The organism is Vibrio sp. A37, assembly GCF_059777565.1.
Genome location: NZ_JBLNLI010000009.1, coordinates 36,641 through 54,828 on the forward strand (window position 1 = coordinate 36,641; position 18,188 = coordinate 54,828).

Consider the following 18,188-nt stretch of genomic DNA (forward strand, 5'->3'; position numbering starts at 1 on the left):
TCCTTTGATTGACAAAATATGGTTTAAGAGCCATCCAGTTGGTTGTTTATTGTGGCCAGTGCTTTGGCCACTCAGTCTTTTGTTCAAATTGATATCCCGACGTAGAAAGGCTCTATACGTTAACGGTACAAAGGATGTGTATCGACCGCCATTGCCGGTGGTAGTGGTTGGCAATATTACCGTTGGAGGTAATGGAAAAACACCAACCGTTATTTGGTTGGTAGAGTTACTTCAACGAAACGGCTACAAGCCCGGCGTTGTGTCGAGAGGGTACGGTGCAAAAGCCCCTAGATACCCTTTGCTTGTAGATAAGAATACACCAACTCATCATTGTGGTGATGAGCCTAAATTAATTCATCAACGCACTGGTGTTCCAGTCGCAGTTTCCCCTATTCGAGCTGAAGCTGTTAAGTCGCTTTTGAATACTGGTGTCGATATCGTCATAACTGATGACGGCCTTCAGCACTATGCCCTCGCCAGAGATATAGAGATAGTGGTTGTCGATGGGGTGAGGCGTTTCGGCAATGAAAAATTATTACCGCTGGGGCCGTTAAGGGAAGATGTATCTCGTCTGGAATCGGTTGACTTCATCATCACAAATGGTGGTGACGCACATAGCAATGAGATCGCAATGAGCCTAACACCAAGCTTAGCAGTGAATCTAAATACGCTTGATCAAGCCCCTGTGAGCCAACTTAAGGAGTTAGTTGCTTTCGCTGGTATCGCTCATCCACCACGTTTTTTTGATACGTTGGCCCAATTAGGCGCCGATCTAAAGAGCAACAAAAGCTTTGCTGATCATAAAGATTTTGATCGGGCTGAGCTTATGTCATTTGCTCGCCAAGGACGCAATGTCATAATGACAGAAAAGGACTCGGTAAAGTGTCAACAGTACGCTGAGAATAACTGGTGGTATTTACCTGTGTCTGCCAGTATTTCCGAGCAAGATGAAAATAAGATTTTGGGTAAAATTAAAGAGGTTATGAGAAATTATGGATCATCGTCTACTTGAGATTGTGGCATGTCCTGTCTGTAAAGGTAAACTGACTTTTGATAAAGATAGTCAAGAGCTTGTCTGTAAGCTTGATAGACTCGCATACCCAATCAAAGAAGGCATTCCTGTGCTGCTAGAATCAGAAGCAAGAACAATGTCTATGGAAGAGGGCAGATAGTGCCTTTTACTGTGATTATTCCAGCTAGGTATCATTCCACGCGTTTGCTGGGAAAACCCCTAGCTGATATTCACGGTAAACCCATGATTCAATGGGTGTATGAAAGAGCAATTTGTTCAGGTGCCGATGAAGTCATTATTGCGACTGATGATGTGCAAGTTGAACGTGCGGCGCATTCGTTTTCAGCCACCGTTTGTATGACTTCGTCAAAGCACCAATCTGGAACAGAGCGGCTAGCAGAAGTTATTGACTTAATGGGTATTGCTGCAGATCGTGTAGTCGTCAATGTGCAAGGCGATGAGCCGTTAATACCTCATAAAATTATTGATCAAGTGGCAAGCAACCTATCTAGTTCTTGCGCTTCAATGTCAACACTTGCAACCCCGATTACATCTGAAAAAGAGGCCTTTAATCCACATGTCGTAAAAGTTGTATGCGACAAGCAAGGATACGCCCTGTATTTCAGTCGAGCTTCCATTCCTTGGAATCGAGAGTGGAACACTAATAATAGGGATTTGATTCATCAGCCACTATTTCGCCATATTGGTATTTACGCTTATCGAGCGGAATTTATTAAAGAATACCTTAAGTTGCCAAGCTCCAGTTTAGAACGAGTTGAGGGTTTGGAGCAGCTCAGAGTCCTTTGGCATGGTGAGAAAATTCACGTAGATATCGCTTGCGAAGTTCCAGGTATTGGCGTTGATACAGAAGCCGATCTACAACATGTACGTAAAGTTTTATCAGGTTAGGTTATTTACGTATTCTTGTGCCAGCTAAAAGAAATAAAAAAGGAGCGCATTGCTGCGCTCCTTTCTAGTTCCGAATAGTGTTATATTTTAGTGTCATATTCTGTGCTGCGAGGTGGGCACGTCCCGAGTATTTCTCGTCGACCACTTTCTTTTACTTCCTCAAGCACGACCTCAAAGCCCCACAAACGATACATATGCTTCAGTACTTCATCATGCCCCTCGTCTAGAGGAATGCGGTCATGAGGAACATATTGCAAGGTAAGTGAGCGATCACCGCGAACGTCGACGCTATATACCTGAATATTTGGCTCCAAGTTACTGAGGTTATATTGAGCTGCTAACTTTTCTCTAATCTTGCGATATCCGAGACTATCGTGAATTTCACTCACTTCGATGAAGTTCTTACGGTCATCATCGCAGATAGCAAATAATTTGAAGTCTCGGATCAACTTCGGAGATAAGTATTGGCTAATGAAGCTCTCATCTTTAAAGTTTCTCATCGCAAAATGGACCGCATCTAACCAATCTGTACCAGCAAGATCTGGGAACCATTCTCTATCTTCATCCGTTGGCTCTTCACAAATTCTTTTGATGTCCCTAAACATGGCAAAACCAAGAGCATAAGGGTTAATGCCACTATAATAAGGGCTGTTGTAAGAAGGTTGTGCAACCACACTAGTATGGCTGTGTAGAAACTCCAAAATGAATTTCTCTGACACTAAACCTTCGTCATACAAGTGATTGAGAATGGTGTAGTGCCAGAAGGTAGCCCAGCCTTCATTCATTACCTGCGTTTGTTTTTGAGGGTAGAAATACTGGCTGATCTTACGAACAATACGGACAATTTCTCTTTGCCATGGCTCCAAGAGTGGTGCGTGTTTCTCAATGAAGTAGAGAATGTTTTCTTGTGGCTCTGAAGGGAAGCGCACTTTGACGTCTTCTTCTTTGGTCTTAGCCTGCGGAACAGTTCTCCATAGTTCATTGACTTGAGATTGAAGGTACTCTTCGCGCTCCTCTTGTCTTGCTTTTTCTTCAGCGATAGAGATTTTCTCAGGTCGCTTATATCTATCCACACCGAAATTCATTAGAGCGTGGCAAGAGTCCAGTAGCTCTTCAACTTCTGAGACACCATATTTCTGTTCACACTCAGCGATATAGTTCTTCGCGAACAACAGGTAATCGATTATTGAGCTAGCATCAGTCCAAGTTTGGAACAGATAGTTTCCTTTGAAGAAAGAGTTGTGCCCGTAACACGCATGAGCCATTACTAAGGCTTGCATTGTTACGGTATTTTCTTCCATAAGATAAGCAATACATGGATCGGAATTGATTACTATTTCATAGGCAAGACCCATTTGGCCATGTTTATAACCTTGTTCAGTTTGGATAAATTTCTTACCAAATGACCAATGGTTATAGTTAATGGGCATACCGATGCTCGAGTATGCATCCATCATTTGCTCAGAGGTAATTACTTCTATTTGATTTGGATAAGCATCCAAACGATAGTGATCTGCTACTCGTTTGATTTCTTTGTGGTAACGGTCGAGTAGATCGAACGTCCAATCAGGTCCATCTGGTAGCGCCTTAGTTTTTTTCTTTGAGCGTGATTTTGCTTTTGTTGTCATATGCGCCTTCCTAAGCCGTTTCTTTCTGGAACAACTCTCTAAATACAGGGAATATGTCATCGACAGTTCGGATGTTTTTCATCGCGAAGTTATCGAATGCCTGTTCGAGTTTCTCATACTCATGCCAGAGCGTTTGGTGGGAGCGACGTGTAATCTCGATGTAAGAGTAATATTGGCAACTTGGTAACAGTTTATTGATTAGTAGCTCTTTACAGCGAGGGGAATCATCTGCCCAGTTATCTCCATCGGATGCTTGGGCAGCATAAATATTCCATTCGCCAACAGGGTAGCGATCTTGGACAATCTCATTCATTAGTTTTAATGCACTGGAAACTATCGTGCCCCCTGTTTCCTGAGAGTAGAAAAACTCGTGCTCGTCAACTTCTTTTGCTTGAGTATGATGACGAATGAAAACAACTTCTACATTTTCGTATGTACGCGTTAAGAATAAATAAAGTAGAACATAAAAACGTTTTGCGATGTCTTTAGTTGCTTGGTCCATCGACCCAGATACATCCATCAAGCAAAACATAACGGCTTGGCTAGATGGGATAGGGCGTCTTTCATAGTTTTTGAACCGAAGGTCAAACGTATCAATGAAAGGTACGCTTTCAATTTTTTGTCGTAGTTCCTTAATTTCCTTTTTGAGTCTTTTTTCTTCAAGCGCCTGAGCGGGTTCTATCTTCTTGATGCGCTCCAACTCATCTTCTAACTCATGAAGTAGCCTTTTTTTACCTGCTGTCATAGCAGTTCTACGAGCAAGAGACTGTTGTAGAGAACGAACAACAGCGATATTGGAAGGGATACCAGCGGTTTGATAACCCGCTCGATGTGTTTTCCACTCAGTTATTTTGTTGATTTGTGTTTTATCAAGATTGGGTAGCTCCAAATCTTCAAATAAAATGTCGAGGTACTCGTCTTTGGATATTTGGAAGATAAACTCGTCTTGGCCTTCACCATCAGGACTTGCTTCACCTTCTCCCGAGCCACCACCTTCACCGCCGCCTTTGGGACGATCTATTTTATCGCCTTTGATAAACTGATCGTTGCCAGGGTGAACGCGTTCTTTTACACCACCTTTTCCTTGATGAAAGATAGGCTCTTTAATATCACGGTGTGGAATAGAAACGTCTTCACCAGACTCAGTGTTGGTGATGGAACGTCTGTTCACTGCATCAGCGACAGACTCTTTGATTTGTTCTTTATGACGACGTAGAAAGCGCTGACGATTTACTGCGCTCTTATTTTTCCCATTCAGTCGTCTATCGATAAATTGCGCCATGAGCCACCTCTAAGTAAACTTCACAATAAGCCGACTATCTGCCTGCTCAGCAGGACAGATAGTACTTTGTTTTGGGCTTTTGTTAGTTGCGGTTAAGAGGATTTACGTACTCGTAAATACCACTCGGAAAGTAATCTGACTTGCTTCTCTGTATAGCCCTTCTCCATCATACGCGCAACAAAGTCGTCGTGTTTCTTCTGATCTTCAGAAGAGGTTTTCGCGTTGAACGAGATAACAGGGAGCAATTCTTCCGTATTAGAGAACATTTTCTTCTCGATAACGGTGCGTAGCTTCTCATAACTGGTCCAAATTGGGTTCTGGCCGTTATTGTTCGCTTTCGCACGTAGTACAAAATTAACGATTTCGTTACGGAAGTCTTTTGGATTACTAATACCCGCGGTTTTCTCAATTTTCTCCAATTCGCTATTGAGAGAAGCTCGGTCGAATAGCTGACCCGTCTCTGGATCACGATATTCTTGATCTTGAATCCAGAAGTCAGCATATGTGACATAACGGTCAAAGATATTCTGGCCATACTCAGAGTAAGACTCTAAATATGCAGTCTGAATTTCTTTACCGATAAACTCTACGTAGCGCGGAACTAGGTAGCCTTTCAAGAATTCAAGATATTTCTCGGCCATCTCTTGTGGGAACTGTTCTCTCTCAACTTGCTGTTCGATAACATAGAAAAGATGAACAGGGTTTGCAGCCACTTCTGACTGATCAAAGTTAAACACTCGAGACAGAATCTTGAACGCGAAACGTGTGGAAAGCCCTGACATACCTTCATCAACACCAGCGTAGTCACGATATTCTTGATAGCTTTTCGCTTTTGGATCGGTGTCTTTAAGTGTTTCTCCGTCATAAACTCTCATTTTGGAGAATAGAGAAGAGTTTTCTGGCTCTTTCAAACGAGACAAAATACTGAACTGTGCTAGGAGCTCTAATGTGCTAGGAGAGCAAGGGGCCTTCGAAAGTTCAGAGTGGTCAAGAAGCTTTTGGTAAATTTTTACTTCTTCAGAAACACGCAAGCAATATGGCACTTTCACGATGTAAACACGATCGAGGAATGCCTCGTTGTTTTTGTTGTTTCTGAACGTCTGCCATTCCGATTCGTTAGAGTGGGCTAGAATCATTCCATCAAATGGCAGTGCCGATAGACCTTCAGTACCGTTAAAGTTACCTTCTTGTGTTGCCGTAAGCAGTGGGTGTAGGACTTTTATCGGTGCTTTAAACATCTCGACAAATTCCATTAGCCCTTGGTTAGCTTTACACAAAGCACCTGAGTAGCTGTACGCATCAGGGTCATCTTGAGAGAAATGCTCTAGCTTACGAATATCGACTTTACCAACTAGAGATGAAATATCTTGGTTATTTTCATCACCAGGTTCAGTCTTCGCGACGGCAAGCTGGTCAAGAATTGATGGTCTAACTTTTACAACTTTAAACTTCGAGATATCTCCACCAAATTCATGCAGGCGTTTCGCTGCCCATGGAGACATGATCGAGCGAATATAACGCTTCTCAATGCCGTATTCGTTTTTAAGTAAATCGCCGTCTTCATTGATGTCGAATAGACAGAACGGATGATCGTTGACAGGGCTACGTTCACCATTCGCAGATAGAACGTAAATTGGAACCTGCTGCATTAACGCTTTTAGCTTTTCTGCTAGTGAAGATTTACCCCCACCAACAGGGCCGAGCAAATACAAAATTTGTTTGCGCTCTTCCAGTCCTTGTGCCGCATGTTTGAGGTAAGAAACTATCTGCTCAATTGCGTCTTCCATTCCGTAGAAGTCTTCAAATGTCTTGTATCTAGATATCACTCGGTTGGAAAATATACGACTTAGTCGTGGATCTTGCGCTGTGTCGATTACTTCAGGCTCACCAATAGCCATGAGCAAGCGCTCTGCCGCATTTGCGTAGGCACTTTTGTCATCTTTACAAAGTTGTAAAAACTCTTGCAAAGATATCTCTTCATCCTTGGCGGCTTCATAACGTGCTTGGAAATGGTCAAAAATACTCATATCGAAATCCCCTCTGAACCTGTCAAAATGACATACAACCCGCATTAAAGTACAAATCCTTTCTAACTTAATCCTAGCTCTTCTTTGTACATTTTGCTTAACAATTATGTGTTTAATTACGAAAACGGTGATGAAAATCCCTTATTCAATTTTGTTCATTTTTCCTATCAATATGTTTGGGTTACATTACCGAAAGCTGGATTATTTTGTCTCTACTGTTACTTATTACATATTAATTAACCAAAATCCAATAAATGAAGGATTGCATTTGTTTGAAAATATGTTGAAGTTTATACTTGTGCGCAACATCACCGATGAAGAACTAAACGTAAGGAACGTAAAGTGAAGACAAGATGGTTGGTTGCTGCTATGGCAGCGGTTAGCGCAGTACCTATGACCGCAAACGCTGATTTTTCTCTAGGGGCGATTGCTTCTTATTCACCTGAGGTATACAAAGATACGCCATCCACAACAAGAGTGTTCCCGCTTATCGGTTATGAAGGTGAGCACTTTTTCATTCGCGGATTAAATGCAGGTTACCGCCTATTTCCAGTCGAAAGGAACAGTTATGGTTTTGGCCAGAACATCGTGTTTAGACTGAAATATGATCCTAGGTCTTTTGACCCTTCAGATTCCACCGACTCGGAAATGCAGCAGCTAGATGAGCGAAAAGCCACCGTTTATGGTGGTGTCGGTTATCAAGTATACTCTCCAGTGGGCTTGTTTGAATTAACCGGGATGACAGATACTTTAGGCCGGACTGATGGTTCTTATGCTCGATTATCTTGGAAAGTGCCATTTATGTTTAAACGTTGGGGTATTATCCCTAGCGTCGGTTATGTGTATGACGATGCAACACTCAATAACTACCTTTACGGTGTGAGTGCTTCAGAAGCACAGAGATCTGGTATCAATGAGTTTGATGCTGGAGCTGATGGTTCTTACTACATTAATGTACAAAGTTACTTAAATGTGACTGATCATGTAAGAATTACCGGAAGTATTACCTATAGGAATTTAGAAGGTGATATCGAGAGTAGCCCGATTATTCAAAGTGGTGTAAATACCACTGCTGCGCTGGGAGTATCCTACGTTTTCTAGGGCGACTGGAATATAGAGCTTAACAGGCAGTGATGCGAAGTTCGTGTCACTGCCTTTAATTTTTATGCGTTTAGAATCTGATTGAGCTCTGCAGAGCTTAGGTGGTATTGGCGTGGACATTCACTCCAAGTGGCTTGCATTCTTCTGTACTTGTCTAACATCGGAACTTGACTATTAAAACAGTGTTCACCCTTATCGAATTGCGGATAAAGTCCCTCGCTATCGACAAGGAAGCGCACGTAATTGACGTGTTGAGCTTCGCTCGCACAATCAAAGCCCAAAAATTGTAATCGTCGTTGATCCACTCTTTCCGCTTCGTCATTACTTAGCATTTTGTGAGATTCTTGCATGGCGTGATGCATCTCCATAATGTTAATGATTTCACGACATTCTTCTTCTATAAGGCAGCCAAACTCTTTGTTTAGCTCTTTCATTTGCAGCTCATAACCGCGTTCTACGATGGTTTGAAGACGTTGATATTTTTGAGAATTATCTGGGTCTAATTTTGCCATCAGTAGATATTGGTTGGATAAAATTAAACGTTGAGCATTTGTCATTTCCATGCCAGCCTCACTAACAATGTATTAACTTGGTTGAAACTAGTATAAGAGCAATTATTGCTTTTGAAATATGATCTGAACACGTGTTAATGCAAATTAAACAAAAATAACTGAAATATTGAAATTAATAATGTGCACTACTACAAGTTTTGTTCTACTTATAAAATTGTTTTTATGCGAAGAGGTGATAAACCGCAGCCTAGTGCGGCTGCGGGTAGGAAGTTTGGCGAGTTCAGTATTTAACGTTGTTATGATATTGGCTAAGAATATTCACTATATTATCCATGACTTCTTTACTCGGTGGTTGAACACCCTCTAACGGGTACTCGTAGCCTAAGGCTTCCCATTTGTGAGCGCCTAATTTGTGGTATGGAAGGAGTTCTACTTTTTCAATATTATCCATATCTTGGATAAATTCACCTAGCATTCGAGCCGCTTCTTCACCGTCGGTATAGCCGGGTACCACCACGTAACGGATCCAAGTTTTCTGACCGATTTTTTGTAAGTATCGAGCAAACTCTAAGGTTCGTTTGTTAGAGACACCAATAAAATCATGGTGAATTTTGTCATCCATATGCTTGATATCAAGCATGACTAGATCGGTAACCTCAAGAACCTCATCCACTACATCAGTGTACTTGCGAATAAACCCGTTAGTATCGAGACAAGTGTGGATGCCTTCGTCTTTGGCTGCTCGGAAGAAATCACGTACAAACTCAGGCTGCAACATCGCTTCGCCACCAGAACAGGTAATTCCTCCCCCTGAGGCGTTCATAAAGTGTCGGTAAGATTTTGCTTCTTTAATAAGTTCTTCAACAGTCACTTCTTTTCCACCATGGGTATCCCATGTATCTCTATTGTGGCAATACATACAGCGCATTAGGCAGCCTTGAACAAAAACAATGAAACGGATACCAGGCCCGTCGACTGTCCCACATGATTCAAAAGAGTGAATACGACCGATTGTTGACATGAATGCTTCTCAGAAAGGAAATTTATCCAATATTTTATTACAAAAAGTAGGGCTTATATAGAGCCAATCAGGGTGAAGTTACGCTAAATCAAAAAATCCTCCTTAGTTTGGAAAGTGTTATAAACTTGTTATTAATAATGATGTTATTAGTAATGTCGGCTTAGACGCAACTTTTGCGAAAAGTTGTACTTTTTTGGTGACGATTAAGGATGTGCTATGAAGTCAATCGCTATCTCACAAAAACAAAAAATAGCTTTATTTCTAGTGCTGTTAACCTTAGGTTTTGTGCTTCTTGGAGTCTTTACTTCAACACGTCTAGCGGAAATGGAACGGCAGTATTTTAGTAGTAACCAGATCACAACTGGTTCAATCACTATGTATCAAACAGAGGTTAAACTGCTTTCTCTTGCCAAAAAATTAGGTTCAGTGACAGGTGCTCAGGTTGAACAATTGAAGCAGGAAATAGCCTCTGTTACAAAAGAAATACAACAAAATGCGGTTTTTTTGCAAAAACTGGAATTGTTAGATGAGGCCACTTCGTTGGTAGAAAGTACTCAACGGTTTGAGCAAGCGCTGTTACCTTGGTTAGAACTACGTTCAGAGTTAGGGTTTGATGTCAGCGAAGGTAAATTAGGTCAGCTTAAATCGTTAGCCGATACCATAGAAAAGAAAATTGCTGAAACGGGGATGGTCACGCTTAACTCCGACTTTCAAGCAATGATTAAAGCGCAACAAACTTATTTATTGCAACCGAATGAACAGAACCTAAAGCTGTTTAATCGTTCCATGTTTGGGTTTGTAAACATATCAAATACCTATGCCATGCTGGAGTTGTATGAAAAGGAAGTGGAGTTGTTTAAAACCACCTTCAAGCGTGTTAGTGAGTTATCTCAGCAACTTGGCACAATGGAACAACAGCTTTTTGCCAGTGAAGAAGTGGTAACTTCGGTCGTTAAACAGGCGACCCAAAAGCTCACTTTAATTGACGAAACCTATCTTAACGCTGCGCGCGCTAGCGCGGATCAAACTGTGTGGTCTGTGCTTATTGCCTGTGCAGTGCTAGCGGTATTTACCATCAGCATTTTCATGACGTTTAGCCTTTCTTTAAACAAAGCTTTGAAGTCCACCAACGAAATGCTCTCTGAAGTCTCAAAAGGAGATTTATCGATAAGAATGGCAAAATCCAGTAATGAAAAAGATGAGTTTAATCAGCTCGCTAATGCTATCAATCAAAGTTGTGAAAACCTTGGTGAGCTAGTGAGTGCAGTTCAACTCAGTAGTGATGACCTGTCAGAAAACGCTGCTGAATTAAACATGGGACTCGATAGTTTAGCGAAAAACCAATCTGATGTTCTTGGACAAACGCAGCTGCTTGCTTCAGCTACAGAACAAGTTAGTGTTACTACACAAGAAGTGTCTAATTCTCTGGAGTTTGTTGCCGACATTAGTAAATCCACCACGGATGCTGCAGATGAGGGAAGCAAAATTATTACATCTGCAATAGATTCATTTGAAGAGGTCGCCACCATATTGACCTCCGCAGCAGGGCATACCAAACAGTTGGAAGAAGCATCTTCAAAAGTTGACTCGGTGATGGAGATCATAAACGGAATTGCCGAACAGACTAATTTGTTAGCGCTAAACGCTGCGATTGAAGCGGCTCGCGCTGGTGAACAAGGACGTGGGTTTGCCGTAGTGGCTGATGAGGTGAGAAACTTAGCAGTGCGTACTGTAGATGCGATAACTGAAATATCTGGCACAATTGAAACGATGAGAAAAGAGAGTGCAGACGTCATTCAATATATTTCTCAGTCGGAAAGTACGATGAAAGTAGGTCAAGAGAAAGGAATGGCTGCTATGGAGGCTCTGTCTAAAATAACTGAAAAGGCTCAAGAGGCAGCTCAGCAAACGGATATTATCTTTGGATCTATTAGAGAATTGGCCACAACCAGCCAATCAATGGCTGACAACATGACACAAATCTCTGTAGCGATGAAAGATCTTGAGCAAAATAATGAGCAGCTGAGATCGATCGGTGAGTTGGTGGACGAACGCTCAAGTAACCTGAGCGTTGATTGTCAAAGATTTAAGATTTAAAAGAAGGCAAAAAGAGAAATCCCACCATTTCCACTAATAGAGTGAGCCGATTCTTTATAGGCTTTGGTTGTTGCACTTAAATTGACATTTGCCCCGAAACGCTCGTTGTAGATAGCAAAGCCGGCTATAGCGCTGCTTTGTACGTTTTCTAAAGTGACATCATATTGAGAGCTCGGGCTAGGAAGCCCTGAACGGTCACCTTCAATGGTAATATCATTAAATACATAGCCTGTTTTTATGCCGGTATATGCGAACCAACCTGTCCCTGATGGGCCAAGCATGCCTGGTCGGAAAGGGTTTTCCGTTGTAATTTCCGCTGCACCTAGGCTATCTTCCAAATTGTAACCCCACCTAAGCATAAAGCCTGTAGCCACGTTACTTCTGAAGTTGCCAGCGTTACCTTCCGTTATGTTGGATAGTTCTAGGCTAGAGTTACTCCAAAACTTATCTCTTAGCAGGTTTAAATGAACGAGATAGCCAATACCACCTGCATATTCATTGTCGACTTGATATTGCCAGCCTTGTGGTTCATCTGAGCCAATTATGGAGTGAATTAGCTTTTGCGACTCCTTTGACATGGAGCGCTCACCCGTTGTTCCAAAGGTTAGGTTGAACCTTTGTGCTGCGACTGGACTTAAGCTGATGTAATTTGTCTCGAGGTATAAATACCCAGCATAGGGCCTGTCATCTACCTGCGGTTGGGAAGATGATATATCAGATGGTGTATAAATCTTCTGCCCCAAGGTTATACCTACTTTGTCCATAGATGATATCCCCCACAGAGATAAACTTAATGCTTTAAAACCTAATGAAGGCGTTGTAGCGGCAGAAGTGTAATCAATGAATACTCCGCTAGAGTAGTCTCTATCGGTTCCAAATATTCCATCGTTATCGACACCGACGCTTAACGTTGATCGTTCTGAGGCATATAGGGGCAGGGTGAATAGGAACAAAGTGGATAGGCAGAACAGCTTTTTCATTGAGTAACATCTTGTTGAGGAATCCTTTATATCAAGACCTTATCAGGAAGATGTTCATTTTTTCAATTTATGAATGATAAATGTGCGCAAGCTCAGATGAATAAAAAAAGCCTCGCAGATGCGAGGCTTAGTAACATTTTTATGAGTCAGTGGATTATAGAGACTCAGTAAATGTACGTGCGATTACGTCAGCTTGTTGTTCAGCAGTTAGAGAGTTAAAGCGAACAGCGTAACCAGAAACACGGATAGTTAGCTGAGGGTATTTCTCAGGGTGCTTAACTGCGTCTTCAAGAGTTTCACGGTTAAGAACGTTAACGTTCAAGTGCTGACCGCCTTCAACGCCAGACTCGTGGTGGAAGTATCCATCCATTAGGCCAGCTAAGTTAGCTTTTTGGCTCTCTGCTTCTTTACCTAGTGCATTTGGCACGATAGAGAAGGTGTAAGAGATACCGTCTTGAGCGTCAGCAAATGGCAGTTTACCTACAGAAGTCAAAGAAGCTACAGCACCTTTCTCATCGCGGCCATGCATTGGGTTTGCACCAGGAGCGAATGGAGAACCAGCACGACGACCGTCAGGTGTGTTACCAGTTTTCTTACCATATACAACGTTAGAAGTGATAGTAAGGATAGACTGAGTAGGGATTGCATTGCGATACATTTTAAGTTCGCGGATTTTACCCATAAAGCGAGAAACAAGGTCACAAGCGATGTCATCAACGCGAGCATCGTTGTTACCAAATTTAGGATAATCACCTTCGATTTCGAAGTCAGTTGCGATTCCATCTTCATCACGTACTGGCTTAACAGTCGCGTATTTGATTGCAGATAGTGAGTCAGCAGCAACAGATAGACCAGCGATACCACAAGCCATTGTACGCTTGATGTCACGGTCATGTAGAGCCATTAGAGATGCTTCGTAGCTGTACTTATCGTGCATGAAGTGGATGCTGTTCAGTGCAGTCACGTATTGCTTAGCTAGCCAATCCATGAAAGTGTCTAGGCGAGCCATCACGTCTTCGTAGTTCAGTATGTCGTCAGTGATTGCGTCAGACTTAGGACCAACTTGAAGTTTTAGCTTCTCGTCAACACCGCCGTTGATTGCGTAAAGCATAGTTTTCGCAAGGTTAGCACGAGCGCCGAAGAACTGCATTTGCTTACCAACAACCATTGGAGATACACAACATGCGATTGCGTAGTCATCAGAGTCCATATCTGGACGCATTAGGTCATCGTTTTCATACTGGATAGAAGAAGTATCGATAGAGACTTTCGCACAGAACTTCTTGAAGCCTTCAGGTAGTTGCTCAGACCAAAGAACAGTGATGTTTGGCTCTGGAGAAGGACCCATAGTGTATAGGCTGTTTAGGAAACGGAAGTTTGAACGTGTAACAAGAGTACGTCCGTCAAGACCCATACCACCCATAGATTCTGTTGCCCAGATTGGGTCGCCAGAGAATAGCTCATCGTACTCAGGAGTACGCAGGAAACGAACCATACGTAGTTTCATTACGAAGTGGTCGATCATTTCTTGAGCTTGTTCTTCAGTGATAAGGCCAGCAGCGATATCACGCTCTACAAAGATATCTAGGAAAGTAGAAGTACGACCTAGAGACATTGCAGCGCCGTTTTGAGATTTAACAGCAGCTAGGTAACCGAAGTAAGTCCACTGGATAGCTTCTTGAGCAGTTTCAGCAGGACGAGAGATGTCGAATCCGTATTTCGCGGCCATTTCTTTGATTTGGCCTAGTGCACGGTGTTGCTCTGCGATCTCTTCACGAAGCTGCATAGTCGCTTGTAGATCTTCACCGTTCTCAAATCTTTCTTGTAGAGAAGCGAATTGAGCTAGCTTGTCTTTGATTAGGAAATCTACGCCGTAAAGAGCAATCCGACGATAGTCACCAATGATACGGCCGCGACCATAAGCATCAGGAAGACCAGTTAAAACGCCAGACTTACGACATTTTAGAATGTCGGGAGTATAGATATCGAATACGCCAGAGTTGTGAGTCTTGCGGTACTCGTGGAAAATTTTAGAGATTTGAGGGTCTAGCTCGCGACCATACACTTTGCAAGAACCTTCAACCATGCGGATGCCACCGTTAGGGATGATAGCGCGCTTCAAAGGTGCGTCTGTCTGAAGACCTACGATAGTTTCTAGATCTTTCTCGATATAGCCGGCATCGTGAGAAGTGATGGTAGACACGATATCAGTATCAAAATCTAGAGGTGCTTTAGTGCGGTTCTCTTCTTTGATGCCTTCCATTACTTTAGCCCAAAGCGTATTGGTCGCTTCAGTACCTTCAGAAACTAGGAAAGATTCGTCGCCTTCATATGGCGTATAGTTTTTCTGGATGAAATCACGAACGTTTACTTCGTTTTGCCAATCACCTTCAGCAAAACCTTCCCAAGCTTTAGCAAATTGCTCTGCCATGACATACCTACCTTATTAGTGGTAAAACATTAACTATTGTTTCTATTAGTGGTCATCTTGTTGATGACCCTCTTAAATCTATTGACTCCGCACCTTGTCAAAATAAGCAAGCGACAACACACTTTAATGCTGTTTATCGCAGTGCGGTCATAAACCTAACCTAATCAATATGACTTCAAACTAAACTAAATTTTTTTTGCAAACCTTAAACTAAATCAATAAAACTTAAAATTTGCTCGTAAAAGTCGATCGTTTGTTGCGGCAACGGCTAAACACTAAAACAACTTCACATCGCCTAGATATTCGACCCTTAGCTTGTTTCTGATTTTTAGCGTCTCTTTATCAATACTCGAAATGGTACTAGCAAATAATATTGATAGGTTTATGAAAGTTGAATCTGTAATTTTGCGAAGTGTAACCCTCTCAATTTAAATTAAATGTGACTATTGTCAAAATTTATTGTGGGACAATGTCTAGCTTTATGGTGAGCTTTGGTCGATTTTTGGTATTTGAAATGTGATTTTTATGCAGTTTCAAGGCTTTTATAACTTATCGTTTTAACTAGTTTTGCATGACTAATCGAAACTTATGACTGTTTAGCTGAATCCAAACAATGTTTGTGTTAATGAGATGTTGCTTGAATTGGTATCTAATGCTAACTTCTAGCAATATATAGTAATGATGAATGGATGAGCTCAAAACTTTGTAAATTGGGCATAAAAAGGAGTAGTAGTGGATGAGTGACGTCCCCGCGTTGACGATAAACGACCTTCACAAAACGTTTGGCCAAAATGAAGTACTAAAAGGGATTTCGTTAGAGGCCCATAAAGGCGATGTCATATCCATTATTGGCTCTTCGGGATCAGGCAAAAGTACCTTTCTTCGTTGTATTAACCTATTAGAAATACCCACCATGGGAGAAATTTGGGTTAATGGTGAACTTATCAAAATGAAGCACAGCCGCAATGGTGACGCTCAGCCTGCCAATGAAAAGCAAGTACAACGAATTCGCTCTCGCCTTGCTATGGTTTTTCAAGGCTTCAATCTTTGGTCACATATGACCGTTCTGGAAAATGTGATCGAAGCTCCAGTACATGTGCTAGGTGTTCCCAAAAAACAAGCTTTAGAAAACGCTGAGTTACTACTGAAGAAAGTAGGGTTGTACGAGCGGAAAGATTACTACCCTGGGCATCTATCTGGCGGGCAGCAACAAAGAGCTGCTATTGCTAGAGCATTGGCGGTTGAGCCAGATGTCATGCTATTCGATGAGCCAACTTCAGCACTAGACCCAGAGTTAGTGGGAGAAGTGTTAGGTGTTATGCGTGATCTCGCCGAAGAAGGTAGAACTATGCTGGTCGTCACGCATGAAATGGCCTTTGCACGTGATGTTTCTAGCCATGTGATGTTCCTTCACCAAGGCTTGGTTGAAGAGCAGGGGGATCCTGCGAAGCTGTTTAGCAACCCGGAATCGGAAAGGCTTCAACAATTTATTTCATCGATTTATTAATACCCTAGGGAAATATAATCTACGCTTTAAATGACATTTAAATCAGTATTTAAAGCAATTACTAATCACAGGAGTGTGGACATGAAGAAGTGGTTACTCGCTGTTGCTATTGCAGCAACGACAATTTCCGGGCTTGCTCAAGCTAAGCAATGGACAGAAGTAAGATTTGGCATCGAGGGAGCATATCCTCCTTTTAGTTGGACAGAGTCTGATGGCTCCCTTAAAGGGTTTGATGTGGACATGGCACTAGCTCTGTGCGATGAAATGCAAGTGAAATGTAAAATTGTACCTCAAGATTGGGATGGCATTATTCCTTCGCTGCTCGCACGTAAATACGATGCAATCATAGCGGCAATGTCTATCACCGAAGAGCGTAAGAAAAAAGTTGCTTTTACTGACAAATATGCACTTATTCCAAATAAATTTATTGCTAAAAAAGGCACCAACTTAACCTTTACAAAAGAAGGCCTTAAAGGCGTGAAAATTGGGGTTCAACGTGCGACGACTCATGACAAATATCTAACGGATAACTATGGTGACTCTGTCGAAATCGTCCGTTATGGGTCGTTTGATGATGCTTATCTTGATCTTAAAAGTGGCCGTATTGTTGCCGTGTTAGGTGATGCTTCAGCGCTTGAAGAAGGGGTATTAAATAAACCTGGTGGAGAAGAGTATGAGTTTGTTGGCCCATCTTTAACTGATCCTAAATGGTTTGGTGATGGAATGGGTATCGCGACTCGTAAGCAAGACAAGGATTTAACGAACAAGCTAAATGCAGCGATAAAAGCGTTACGTGATAATGGTAAATACAAAGAAATCCAAGACAGGTTCTTCGCTTACGATGTTTATGGAAATTAATTTGTATCAGAAAAGAGAGGCGAAAGCCTCTCTTTGTTCTTACCCATTGGCACCCAATGCCTATAGCTGTGTGGGCTAAGTTATGGATTTACACGGTTACGAAATCTCTATACTAAAAGGTGCGCTGCTTACCATTGAAGTGGCTTTATTATCGCTATTGCTCGCCGTGATTTTAGGAATGATGGGAGCACTCGCCAAATTGTCTTCATATCGCATTGCTCGCTATATTGCCACGTTATACACCACGGTTATTCGTGGTATTCCTGATCTGGTTCTAATGATGCTGATTTTTTTTGGTGGACAGATACTAGTGAACAACAGCCTTTACTATATAAACGAAACTTTGAATGAGTGGTTTGTATCTAGAGACCCAAGCCATGTATGGGTGCCATACGTGCCAGACTACATCGACGTTAGTCCATTTATTGCCGGGGTTATCACTATCGGCTTTATCTTTGGCGCATACATGGCTGAAACTTTCCGTGGAGCGATTATGGCTGTCGATAGTGGAGAACTGGAGGCTGGAAAAGCATATGGGATGAGCCCATTCTTATCTTTTAGGCGGATCCTGCTTCCACAAATGATACGGCATGCATTACCGGGCTTTGGCAACAACTGGCTCGTTTTGCTCAAAACAACGGCGTTAGTGTCGATTATTGGTTTAGAGGATATGGTTCGAGTGAGTACGTTAGCAGCGGGCTCAACCAAAATGCCATTCACGTTTTATATGGCAGTCGCAATTATATTCTTGTTATTTACCAGTATCTCGACTGGCTTGTTAAAAGTTGTCGAACGCAAGTTTAGTATTCATACGAGGTAAAGA

Annotated in this window: 15 protein-coding genes; 8 read left to right on the plus strand and 7 right to left on the minus strand. The window is 42.1% G+C overall.

Annotation, left to right across the window (positions count from 1 at the left end):
- The first annotated feature begins 4 nt into the window (after positions 1-4).
- The 3 genes from lpxK to kdsB are packed head-to-tail and all read left to right on the plus strand — an operon-like array spanning position 5 to position 1,921.
- Positions 5-1,012 carry a tetraacyldisaccharide 4'-kinase gene (gene lpxK / locus ACM2FC_RS15685; protein WP_498481904.1) on the plus strand — a complete coding sequence of 336 codons (1,008 nt, stop codon included), beginning with the start codon at positions 5-7 and terminating at the stop codon, positions 1,010-1,012.
- The gene (locus tag ACM2FC_RS15690; protein WP_498481905.1) at positions 993-1,172 is read left to right on the plus strand and encodes a Trm112 family protein; all 180 of its coding nucleotides are present in this window, start codon (positions 993-995) and stop codon (positions 1,170-1,172) included. Before lpxK ends, ACM2FC_RS15690 begins: the two co-directional genes overlap by 20 nt.
- Positions 1,172-1,921 (plus strand): 3-deoxy-manno-octulosonate cytidylyltransferase, encoded by a 750-nt coding sequence (gene kdsB / locus ACM2FC_RS15695; RefSeq protein WP_498481906.1) that lies wholly within the window; start codon positions 1,172-1,174, stop codon positions 1,919-1,921. The genes ACM2FC_RS15690 and kdsB overlap by 1 nt, the downstream gene beginning before the upstream one ends.
- 80 nt (positions 1,922-2,001) lie before the next feature.
- On the opposite strand, the gene ACM2FC_RS15700 is transcribed toward kdsB, so the two are convergent.
- The 3 genes from ACM2FC_RS15700 to ACM2FC_RS15710 all read right to left on the minus strand — a co-directional run bounded on the left by ACM2FC_RS15700 (position 2,002) and on the right by ACM2FC_RS15710 (position 6,858).
- Complete coding sequence (locus ACM2FC_RS15700) at positions 2,002-3,549, minus strand: SpoVR family protein (RefSeq protein ID WP_498481907.1); 1,548 nt, start codon at positions 3,547-3,549, stop codon at positions 2,002-2,004.
- A 10-nt stretch (positions 3,550-3,559) separates the two neighbouring features.
- Positions 3,560-4,831, minus strand: coding sequence for a YeaH/YhbH family protein (locus ACM2FC_RS15705; protein ID WP_498481908.1), 1,272 nt, complete (start codon positions 4,829-4,831; stop codon positions 3,560-3,562).
- A 92-nt stretch (positions 4,832-4,923) separates the two neighbouring features.
- Positions 4,924-6,858, minus strand: coding sequence for a PrkA family serine protein kinase (locus tag ACM2FC_RS15710; RefSeq protein WP_498481909.1), 1,935 nt, complete (start codon positions 6,856-6,858; stop codon positions 4,924-4,926).
- A gap of 369 nt (positions 6,859-7,227) precedes the next feature.
- On the opposite strand from ACM2FC_RS15710, the gene ACM2FC_RS15715 reads away from it, so the two are divergent.
- A complete protein-coding gene (locus ACM2FC_RS15715) occupies positions 7,228-7,959 on the plus strand; it encodes a MipA/OmpV family protein (RefSeq protein WP_498482034.1) in 732 nt (243 codons plus the stop codon).
- A gap of 62 nt (positions 7,960-8,021) precedes the next feature.
- Here the strand turns inward: ACM2FC_RS15715 and ACM2FC_RS15720 are convergent, their stop codons facing one another.
- Both ACM2FC_RS15720 and pflA read right to left on the minus strand, forming a co-directional pair.
- Positions 8,022-8,522 (minus strand): YfbU family protein, encoded by a 501-nt coding sequence (locus ACM2FC_RS15720; protein WP_498481910.1) that lies wholly within the window; start codon positions 8,520-8,522, stop codon positions 8,022-8,024.
- Between the two features lie 229 nt (positions 8,523-8,751).
- Entirely contained in the window at positions 8,752-9,492 is a 741-nt protein-coding gene (pflA, locus tag ACM2FC_RS15725) for a pyruvate formate lyase 1-activating protein (RefSeq protein ID WP_498481911.1), read from the minus strand.
- Positions 9,493-9,708: 216 nt separating this feature from the next.
- Here pflA and ACM2FC_RS15730 point away from each other — a divergent pair, with 216 nt between their 5' ends.
- The gene (locus ACM2FC_RS15730) at positions 9,709-11,589 is read left to right on the plus strand and encodes a methyl-accepting chemotaxis protein (RefSeq protein WP_498481912.1); all 1,881 of its coding nucleotides are present in this window, start codon (positions 9,709-9,711) and stop codon (positions 11,587-11,589) included.
- Here the strand turns inward: ACM2FC_RS15730 and ACM2FC_RS15735 are convergent.
- Both ACM2FC_RS15735 and pflB read right to left on the minus strand, forming a co-directional pair.
- The gene (locus ACM2FC_RS15735) at positions 11,586-12,569 is read right to left on the minus strand and encodes a lipid A deacylase LpxR family protein (protein ID WP_498481913.1); all 984 of its coding nucleotides are present in this window, start codon (positions 12,567-12,569) and stop codon (positions 11,586-11,588) included. The two genes, ACM2FC_RS15730 and ACM2FC_RS15735, sit on opposite strands and share 4 nt — an antisense overlap.
- Before the next feature lie 154 nt (positions 12,570-12,723).
- Positions 12,724-15,000 carry a formate C-acetyltransferase gene (pflB, locus tag ACM2FC_RS15740; RefSeq protein WP_498481914.1) on the minus strand — a complete coding sequence of 759 codons (2,277 nt, stop codon included), beginning with the start codon at positions 14,998-15,000 and terminating at the stop codon, positions 12,724-12,726.
- 736 nt (positions 15,001-15,736) lie between these two features.
- Between pflB and ACM2FC_RS15745 the strand changes: the two genes are divergently transcribed.
- From ACM2FC_RS15745 to ACM2FC_RS15755, 3 genes are all read left to right on the plus strand, one after another.
- A complete protein-coding gene (locus tag ACM2FC_RS15745; protein ID WP_498481915.1) occupies positions 15,737-16,507 on the plus strand; it encodes an ABC transporter ATP-binding protein in 771 nt (256 codons plus the stop codon).
- Positions 16,508-16,588: 81 nt separating this feature from the next.
- Positions 16,589-17,365 (plus strand): ABC transporter substrate-binding protein, encoded by a 777-nt coding sequence (locus ACM2FC_RS15750; RefSeq protein ID WP_498481916.1) that lies wholly within the window; start codon positions 16,589-16,591, stop codon positions 17,363-17,365.
- A gap of 82 nt (positions 17,366-17,447) precedes the next feature.
- Entirely contained in the window at positions 17,448-18,185 is a 738-nt protein-coding gene (locus ACM2FC_RS15755; protein ID WP_498481917.1) for an ABC transporter permease, read from the plus strand.
- The last annotated feature ends 3 nt before the right edge of the window (positions 18,186-18,188 follow it).